This is a genomic window from Bacillus haikouensis (assembly GCF_013179555.1).
Taxonomy (GTDB): domain Bacteria; phylum Bacillota; class Bacilli; order Bacillales; family Bacillaceae_B; genus Rossellomorea; species Rossellomorea haikouensis_A.
Window position 1 is genome coordinate 1 of sequence record NZ_JABMCR010000178.1, and the last position, 9,049, is coordinate 9,049.

The following is a 9,049-nucleotide window of genomic DNA, read 5'->3' on the forward strand; positions in this document are numbered from 1 at the left end:
TAAAGAAAATTTCAGTAAAAAAAACGAATTGAAAAAGAAGCTGGAGTTTTATCGGATAATGGAGCAGACAGTTTACCTCAATGAGTAAAGTATGATTGATTCCATAAACTGGGACAAAAGCTGAAAATCAGACAACTGATCTTCAGCTTTTTTTACTCATTTATTGAAGCAGGGCAGTCAAATCTTTAGTAAGTGAAATGACTGGTTACTTCTCCGAAAATTATATTATTGAATATTCAAACTATATTGACCATTCGCGAAGAAGATGGTTAAATGAAGGTAGTAACTGGTTGGGTGACCTAACCATCAGATAGAGGAGGAAGGTCCATATGAAAGCATTAATTACTGAATTGATTTGGGATGAAGGGATCGCAGAGCTGAAATCTCAGGGGTTTGAAGTGGATTATGATGAAACTCTTTGGGCAGACAGGGAGAGGCTGCTTGAGATTCTCCCGGGGTATGAGGCAGTCATTGTGAGGAATCAGACAAGGGTGGACTCAGAATTTCTGGATGCCGGTTCCAGGCTGAGAGCAGTTGGGCGTTTGGGAGTGGGGCTTGATAATATCGATGTACAGTACGCGAAGGATAAGAACATCAAGGTGGTGTTTGCGCGGCATGCCAATGCTACGTCTGTAGCGGAATATGTAATGGCTGCTATCCTCAGCTCATCAAGGCCGCTTCATTTAGCAGATTCAGACGTTCGAAATGGAAGCTGGAACCGAAAGAAGTATACCGGCGGCGAACTATATCAGAAGACAGTAGGGTTGATCGGACTGGGGGAGATTTCTCATCGTGTAGCCAGACGGGCGAATGCCTTTGGTATGAAGCTGATCGGCTACGATCCGTTTATTACGGAGTATGACCATATCGTCTCGGAGACCGGGGTCACGGTTAAGTCAACACTTCATCAACTATTGGAAGAGGCTGATTATGTCTCGCTTCATGTTCCTCTAACATCATCGACGCAGCATCTTCTTTCGTCACCTCAGCTCAGCATCATGAAATCTTCAGCATATGTCATCAACACTTCACGCGGCGGGATCATTGATGAAATCGCCCTGTCGGAAGCGTTACAAACAAGAGTGATAGCGGGTGCCTATTTGGACGTGCTTGAACAGGAGCCGGTCCGGGAATCGCATCCGCTGCTTCATTGTGAAACGGCGACCCTTACACCTCATATTGCCGGCTTGACGGAAGAATCCCAGGTTCGGACTTCCTTTCTGGTGGCAAAGGAAATCGGCAAAGTACTGAAAGGAGAACAGTCCTTGTGTACTGTGTAAATTGTCGAAAAATAATTCTGAAAATTTAAATAATCTCATTGACTAATAGTCTGAGAGGTGGTTTAATAAAGGTAGATTAAGTGGTTGGGTCACTCAACCAATAATAAGGAGGCAGCATTCATGAGTCAAAATGGGCAAGCGGGTGTCGTTACTGAAAAGGGTGCACAGGAAGCAAAAGCTGTAAGTACCCACAAATTTTTGATCCATCATAAGGGGGATCATGTCGGGGTGGCGACGACTCCGATCGAAGCAGGGGAGAAGGTCATTGGGATCAATATGGATGACAATTCAGAAGTGAAAGTGATCTCAAAAGGCGATGTTCCATTGGGGCACAAAATTTCACTGGTTTCGTTGGAGAAGGATAAACCGGTATTGAAATATGGTGTTCAGATCGGGATCACAACAGAGAAATGGGAAGTCGGCGAATACGTTCATACTCACAATATTAAAACGGCGAGGTGGTAAGGGATGACACAACTTTATGGATATCGCAGAGAAAATGGAAAAGTGGGAATTCGGAATCACGTGGTTATTTTACCAGTAGATGATATTTCAAATGCAGCCTGTGAAGCGGTTGCAAGACAAGTGCAGGGAACACTTGCCCTCCCGCATGCATATGGCCGTCTGCAATATGGGCCGGACCTTGATCTGCATTTCAGAACGATGATCGGGACGGGCTCAAATCCGAATGTGGCAGCGGTTGTCGTCATTGGAATCGAAGAGAACTGGTCCAAGAAAATTGCTGACGGCATAGCAGAAACAGGAAAGCCTGTTACCTACTTCTCCATTGAAGGAAATGGTGATCTGGAAACGATCCGTGCAGCTTCCTGGAAGGCCAAGGAATATGTCCAATGGGCAACGGAGCTTCAAAAGGAACCTGTGGAACTGAAGGATCTAACGGTCAGTATCAAATGCGGTGAGTCCGATACGACAACGGGCTTGGGATCATGTCCTACGGTTGCACAGGCAGTTGACCGCCTGGTTGATGCCGGGGCCACAGTCTTCTTCGGAGAGACATCCGAACTCACCGGCGGAGAGCATCTCGTCCGCGAGCGCATGGCAACTCCTGAACTGCATGAGAAGTTCATGGCTGTCTATAACGACTATGTTGGTGAAATTGACTCAAAAGGTGTTGATTTGCTGGGATCCCAGCCTACACAAGGGAATATTGCCGGGGGGCTTTCTACCATTGAAGAGAAAGCACTCGGAAATATTGCAAAGACTGGTACAAAGGAAGTAATAGGTGTACTTGAACCGGCTGAAGCTCCATCGAACGGTAACGGCCTTTACTTCATGGATACTTCTTCTGCCGCTGCAGAATGCATTACATTGATGGCAGCGGGCGGGGCGGTTCTTCACTTATTCCCGACCGGGCAAGGAAACATCATCGGGAATCCGATCGAGCCGGTCGTCAAAATCACGGCCAATCCGATTACCGCCGGTACAATGAGTGAGCACATTGATGTCGATGTTCAAGGGCTGTTATCCCGTCAGATTTCTCTTGAAGAAGCAGGGGATCAGCTGATGGAAATGATTTGCCGGACCGCAAACGGACGCCTGACCGCGGCTGAAGCGTTAGGCCATAAAGAATTTGTCATGACAAAATTATATCGAAGCGCTTGATCACTTACTCCCTGCACATCCAGTGCGGGGAGTCATGCTTTTACATGAATAAACAGGAAAAGGAGCATATCATGAATACTTATTCTGAGGGGAAATTACGAAAATTTTGCCAGGGTGTATTAGAGAATGCCGGTATGATGAAGGAGAACGCTGAAGTCGTGACAGATTCCCTTCTGAGGGCGAATTTGGAAGGCGTGGACAGTCATGGAATCAGCAGACTTTCCATCTATCTAAAGCGTTTCAGCGATGGAAGGATCACGATCAATCCAAGTGTTGGGATGAACGAGAAAAGTCCGTCTGTTTTGGTGGTCGACGGGGATAATGGACTTGGCCACGTGGTCAGCTATAAAGCGATCAAAAAGGGAATTGAATTGGCAAAAGAAAGCGGTGTGACAGCCATTGCGGTCAAGAACAGTAATCACTTCGGCACCGCATCCTACTTTTGTCAGTTAGCGTGTGAGGAGAACCTGGCCTGCATCGGGTTTACCAATTCTCCTCCGGGCATTGCACCTTGGGGCGGGAAAGAAGCCTTTTTCGGTACAAACCCAATGGCTTTTGGGTTTCCAACCGGGGATGATCAGCCTGTCATCATTGATTTATCTACGAGCATAGTGGCGAGAGGCAAGATCATTCTCGCTGAAAAACAGGGTCATCCGATTCCGGACGGCTGGGCGATCGATGCCAATGGAGAGCCGACTTCAGATCCGGCTGCAGCGTTAGGAGGCTCCGTGCTTCCGCTGGGCGGAGCGAAGGGATCTGCTCTTGCGCTTGCCGTTGAAATCCTTACGGGGCTTATGACAGGTGCCGCATTTGGCCCGCATGTGAAAAGCATCTATGAAGATCACGAGAAGGAGAATGCCAACGTCGGCCACTTCTTCATCCTGATGGATATTGAAAAGTTCATGAATCTGCAGGTGTTCTTTGATTCCATTCAGAACCTGCTGGGTGAGATGAAAGCTGTACCAAAAGCACCGGGGAATGATGAAATCCGCTATCCCGGTGAGCGCAGGAAAAGAGAAAGGGACAAGCGGGAAGAGAAAGGAATTCAACTTTCAGACAGTGTCGCCAATGAATTGAAATCGATAGCCGGTACCTATGGAATGGAGTTTCCAGAACCTTCGTCTTCTGAACAAACTGTTTAATCAATAGAGAAAAGCCGGCTCCAGTGGGCCGGCTTTCATTATGCCTTTAAAGGGAGTCGATATTTTCCTTGATGGAGGTCTCGACACTTTCAATATGTTCTTTCATATATTTTTGAGCAAGGTTGATATTGTTTTGTTTCATGGCCTGGAGGATTTTCGTATGTTCCTCCACAGATTGAAGCGCCCTGCCCGGTATTTGAATGGACTTTGTCCGTGATTCTGACAGTAAATCAATCAGGAAATTCATGATCCGTATGAGGACGAGGTTATTCGAGTTGTTGGCCAATGTAAGGTGAAACTTATGGTCAAGGTCAGCCAGACGCATATAATCAATCTGCTGGTTTTTCAATATGGTGTTGGCTTCATCAATGATTTGTTCCAATTCTTGAAACTGCTCTTCACTTGAATTCTCGATCGACCATTTGACGGTCCATTCTTCCAGTATCTTACGTACAGAAAAGAAATCATTCATATGATCGGTGGACACGAAAAACGCCTCGGTCATCTTTTGAATTTGATGTTCAGGAGAAGCGACAAAAACCCCCGTACCATGCTTTGCTGTAATGTAGCCGTAGGCTTCCAGGATTTTATATGCTTCCCGTACAGTGTTCCTGCTGACGGAAAGTTCAATCCCCATTTCCCTTTCTCCGGGAATCTTATCCCCCACCTTATATTCGCCGTTTTGTATTTTTTTCTTTATGCTGTCTGCAACCTGCTCAGATATGCCTTTTCGATTAAATTCCATTGCGATCGCCCCGATTCATCCATTAGAGATGGTGTCAATAAATGATAGAAGTTTTTTAACTTGTGCAAAAATAGTCCGTACGTTCAGTGTAACATGATTAGAGGCTCAACCTCTATACCAACCTTAAAGTTTAGTGAGCAGCCATCCGAGCAGGATGAGTGCAAAAGAGCCTGCAGTTCCTGTAATCAATACTTTATAATTGAGCTTCCTGAATTCAGCGAAATTTACGCTCAGCCCCAATCCTGCCATGGCCATGGACAGAAGGAAAATGCTGAGGGCAATGAGCATCTGTGTGAATGCTGAAGGAAGGAAGCCCACGGTGTTGACCAGGCACATCAAGAGAAAGCCGAAGATAAACCATGGAACCGGCAGATCTTTGAACGAACGCTTCGGTCTTGGCGCATTCTTATCCCTTTTTGAAAAGAAAAGACCAAGGATGATGGCGACCGGAATGAGAAGGGCTACCCGTCCCAATTTAACTAGAATGGCGGTATCACTGCTTACGTCCCCGCCGGGAGCAGCTGCAGCGATGACGTGTGCAAGCTCATGGAGTGTGGCACCTGTCAATATCCCGTATTCATGAGGTGTGAATCCAAGTACAGGATATAAGAACGTATAAAAAATGGTGACAATCGTACCCATGATAGCGATAAACGCCACAGAGATGGCTGTCAGCTCTTTCTTGGCTGATATCAAAGGTGCAACCGCCACGATGGCTGCTGCGCCGCAGACAGCTGTCCCTACCGCTATTAAAGCCGAAAGGTGACGGTCGATCGAGAGCAGTTTCCCTAAATAAAGCATAAAAACCAGTGTAAATATAATTACAATGACATCAATCAGGACGATGGAAAAGCCGGCTGAGATGATTTGTTCAATGTTCAGCCGCAGTCCCATGAGGATAATCCCTGCTCTCAGGAGGAATTTGCTGCTGAACGTGATACCCGGTGCTGCATCATGGGGAACGTCCATCAGTCCCTTCCAGCTCATACCGAGGAGGATGGAAATGATCATGACCCCCATTACGGAAAAGAATGGATAACCGGCCATGACTCCAGCGACCAGTGCAAGCACAGCTGTTAGAAGTACGCCCTTTACCCAGCCTTTTTTAACCCTTAATGATTTGTGTTTCTGTTTAGATGCCAGCGGAATAGATTCTTCCTTTGTCTTCGCAGCCCCTATCGGACTCATATCGATAACCCCCTATACTGATAATTGGCACAGTGACCCAACCAATATAAGTTAATTAAATCATGCTTGCACCGATACTTCAATGAAAATTTTTGAAATTTCGTAGAAAAAGTATTGATTTTTTAGAAAATTATAAATAAACTAATAATAGTGGTTGGGTGACTGAACCTGATGTGTCAATCGACACTTTATAAAAATCGGAAAGGAAAACGTACACTCATCAAAGAATATAGTAAGAAATCCTTTTCTGCCAGCATAAATGATTCATTTATTGACCGGAAAATCAAGCCTGAACAGTTAAAGAGGAGAGTTCACGGCTTTTTTTTATAAAGAAAGCAGCACCTAAGAGATAACCCCGCATGAAAATGTAAGGGCTTACACGATTTCAGAACATTAGGAGGGTGTTAGATGAAAAAGTACTTATCTTATCTGTTAATCACCATGCTGATCTTGATCAGCGGCTGCTCAAACGTAACAAAAGGAAGTGAACGATCTGCTGAGTATGTACTGAGGCTGGGCCATATGCAGACGGAAACCCATCCGTATCATAAGGGAGCCTTGAAGTTCAAGGAACTGGTGGAAGAGAAATCAAACGGCCGAATGCAAATTGACATTTATCCCAGCAGCCAGCTGGGCAATGGACGCGACCAGATTGAAGGAGCGCAAATAGGCTCGATTCACTTTCACATTGGATCGGTTGCACCCGTCACCAATTTCGCGCCAAAATTTAACCTTTTGAATCTTCCTTACTTATTTGAAAGCAGAGAGCATGCATTCAAGGTCCTGGATGGCAAGATCGGCAAGGATATCGCATCCGATTTGGAAACGAGAGGGTTGGTGAATCTGGGGTATATGGAGAATGGCTGGAGGCATATGACAAACAACAAACAGCAGATCAAAACAAGTGAAGATGCTGCAAGCATGAAGCTTCGCGTCCAGGAATCACCTCCTTATATCTCATTTATCAAGGCGCTTGGTTCGACACCGGTCCCGATCCCTTTCGGGGAATTGTACACTGCTTTAGAGCAGCATGTGGTCGATGGTCAGGAAAATCCATTGGCGCAGATCTATTTGAACAAATTCAACGAAGTGCAGAAATATTTATCTCTAACCGCCCACAACTATGATGCCGCTGTCTTTATTATGAGTAAAACAACGTATGACACCCTCCCCGAAGATCTCCAACAAGTAGTCGATGATGCAGCGAAAGAATCCGTCCACTATGAAAGACAGGTGGCCATGGAAGCTGAAGAAAAGCTGCTTGAGGATTTAAAGAAGACGGATGTGGAAATCGAAGAAAACCCGGACAGAGAATCTTTCAGAAAAGCAGTTGAACCGGTTTATAAGGAATTTGAAGAATCGATCGGGAAAGAAATCTTTGAAGAAATCGATCGTTTACGGGAATAAGAAGGGGGATTGAAATGAGACAGTTTATATCTGCGATGAGTAAGCGTGTCGACCGGGTCAGCAGGGGAATCTTGATTGGATTTTTTATGATTGCATTTGTCACGACCGTCTACCAGGTCTTCTCACGTTTTGTGCTTCAAAGCGAATTTGCTGAAAATACGTTTCCGATGATTGATTTCTCTGTATTCAACCTGACATGGGCTGAAGAATTGATACGTTATTTGTTCGTGTGGATTGTATTCCTGGGGATTGGCATCGTGTATAAGGCGAAGGGCCATGCCCAGGTGGAATTTTTACATCACTATTTATCTGAGAAACCAAAAAAATATTTGAATTACTTTGTAGAATCATTGAACGCTGTTTTGTTCCTATTCCTGATCTTCTTTGGCGGAAGGATACTGCAATTTACGAAACTTCAAATCTCTCCCTCTATGGGAATCAATATGACCCTCATCTATGCTGCAGTTCTTGTGTGCTCTTTCTTCTGTCTGATTCACTGCCTTTCCAATCTGTTCAATATGGATCAGAACAAGGCGGAGGATGATGATGCCATGAAAGTGGAAGAAGTCCAGCAACAGCAAACCAATATAGGATAATGAGGGGGAATTGATGTGACCGTTGCAATAGTAGCTCTGGGTGTATTGTTTCTATTGATGCTGATAGGTGTTCCGATTGCCATGTCCCTGATCTGGGCATCGGTGGCAGGATTTGTGGCAAGTATCTACTATGTTCCGTTAGAAGTCATTCCACAAAGGTTGATCACCTCTACTGATTCATTCCCGCTGCTGGCCATCCCGTTCTTCATGCTGACCGGTGAGTTCATGATGTCGGGGAGTATGGGGAAAAGGATTGCTGCCTTTGCCTTTGCGACAGTGGGGTGGATCAGGGCAGGACTTGCACAGGTATCCACGCTGACAAGCATGTTCTTTGCCGGGATTTCAGGATCCGGTGCCGCAGATACCGCTGCTGTAGGTAAAATGATGATCCCGATGATGGAGCAGAAAGGATACGATAAAGGATTTGCCGCCGCTACGGTGGCCAGTGCCGGAACCATTGCCGTTGTCATCCCGCCGTCGATCCCCATGATTGTTTACGGGGTTACAGCAGGAGTTTCAATCGGTGACTTGTTCACGGCAGGAATTGTGCCTGGTATCATTATCGGGCTTTCCATCATGATGCTGAATTATTGGATTACTAGAAAGAAGGGGTATTCAGAAGAAGCAGGCAAATTTGAGTTTGCTTCCTTCAGAAGAACGTTTATCGAAGGCGCTCTTGCACTCGTCCTGCCGTTTATCATCATCTTTGGTATCCGCGGGGGTATCTTCACGCCGACCGAAGCCGGGGCCGCAGCTGCTGCCTATGCCTTCTTTATAAATAAGTTCATATATAAAGATATGGACTGGAAAGACATCCCGGATTCGTTCCTGCGCGCAGGGAAAATGACGGCGATGGTTGTGTTCATCATTGCGGCAGCCAACCTGTTCGGATGGCTCCTGACGGCAGAGCAGATTCCACAGCAGCTGGCTCAGCTGGTCACAAGCTTTTCGGATAATAAGCTATTGATCCTGCTCATGTTCAACATCATTTTCTTCATCGCAGGATGCTTCCTCAATGCATCGGCGGCCATTACCATCCTGACACCGCTGCTGCTGCCGATCGCCATG

Annotated in this window: 9 protein-coding genes; 7 read left to right on the top strand and 2 right to left on the bottom strand. The window is 45.9% G+C overall.

The window, feature by feature from the left end:
* Nucleotides 1-329: 329 nt before the first annotated feature.
* From HP456_RS15895 to HP456_RS15910, 4 genes are all read left to right on the top strand, one after another.
* The gene (locus HP456_RS15895) at nucleotides 330-1,280 is read left to right on the top strand and encodes a hydroxyacid dehydrogenase (RefSeq protein ID WP_172252842.1); all 951 of its coding nucleotides are present in this window, start codon (nucleotides 330-332) and stop codon (nucleotides 1,278-1,280) included.
* 120 nt (nucleotides 1,281-1,400) lie between these two features.
* Nucleotides 1,401-1,745 carry a UxaA family hydrolase gene (locus HP456_RS15900; protein WP_172252844.1) on the top strand — a complete coding sequence of 115 codons (345 nt, stop codon included), beginning with the start codon at nucleotides 1,401-1,403 and terminating at the stop codon, nucleotides 1,743-1,745.
* 3 nt (nucleotides 1,746-1,748) lie between these two features.
* Nucleotides 1,749-2,903 carry a UxaA family hydrolase gene (locus HP456_RS15905; protein WP_172252846.1) on the top strand — a complete coding sequence of 385 codons (1,155 nt, stop codon included), beginning with the start codon at nucleotides 1,749-1,751 and terminating at the stop codon, nucleotides 2,901-2,903.
* A 44-nt stretch (nucleotides 2,904-2,947) separates the two neighbouring features.
* Nucleotides 2,948-4,045: an Ldh family oxidoreductase gene (locus HP456_RS15910; protein WP_246289127.1), complete on the top strand. Its 1,098-nt coding sequence runs from the start codon at nucleotides 2,948-2,950 to the stop codon at nucleotides 4,043-4,045.
* A 46-nt stretch (nucleotides 4,046-4,091) separates the two neighbouring features.
* Here the strand turns inward: HP456_RS15910 and HP456_RS15915 are convergent, their stop codons facing one another.
* Both HP456_RS15915 and HP456_RS15920 read right to left on the bottom strand, forming a co-directional pair.
* A complete protein-coding gene (locus HP456_RS15915) occupies nucleotides 4,092-4,790 on the bottom strand; it encodes a FadR/GntR family transcriptional regulator (RefSeq protein WP_172252848.1) in 699 nt (232 codons plus the stop codon).
* Between the two features lie 123 nt (nucleotides 4,791-4,913).
* On the bottom strand, nucleotides 4,914-5,978 hold the full coding sequence (locus HP456_RS15920; protein WP_172252850.1) for a YeiH family protein: 1,065 nt from the start codon (nucleotides 5,976-5,978) through the stop codon (nucleotides 4,914-4,916).
* A gap of 408 nt (nucleotides 5,979-6,386) precedes the next feature.
* Here HP456_RS15920 and HP456_RS15925 point away from each other — a divergent pair, with 408 nt between their 5' ends.
* From HP456_RS15925 to HP456_RS15935, 3 genes are all read left to right on the top strand, one after another.
* On the top strand, nucleotides 6,387-7,385 hold the full coding sequence (locus tag HP456_RS15925) for a TRAP transporter substrate-binding protein (protein WP_172252852.1): 999 nt from the start codon (nucleotides 6,387-6,389) through the stop codon (nucleotides 7,383-7,385).
* Between the two features lie 14 nt (nucleotides 7,386-7,399).
* Nucleotides 7,400-7,981 carry a TRAP transporter small permease gene (locus HP456_RS15930; protein ID WP_172252854.1) on the top strand — a complete coding sequence of 194 codons (582 nt, stop codon included), beginning with the start codon at nucleotides 7,400-7,402 and terminating at the stop codon, nucleotides 7,979-7,981.
* A 15-nt stretch (nucleotides 7,982-7,996) separates the two neighbouring features.
* A partial coding sequence (locus HP456_RS15935) for a TRAP transporter large permease (protein ID WP_172252856.1) occupies nucleotides 7,997-9,049 on the top strand: 1,053 nt, incomplete at its 3' end.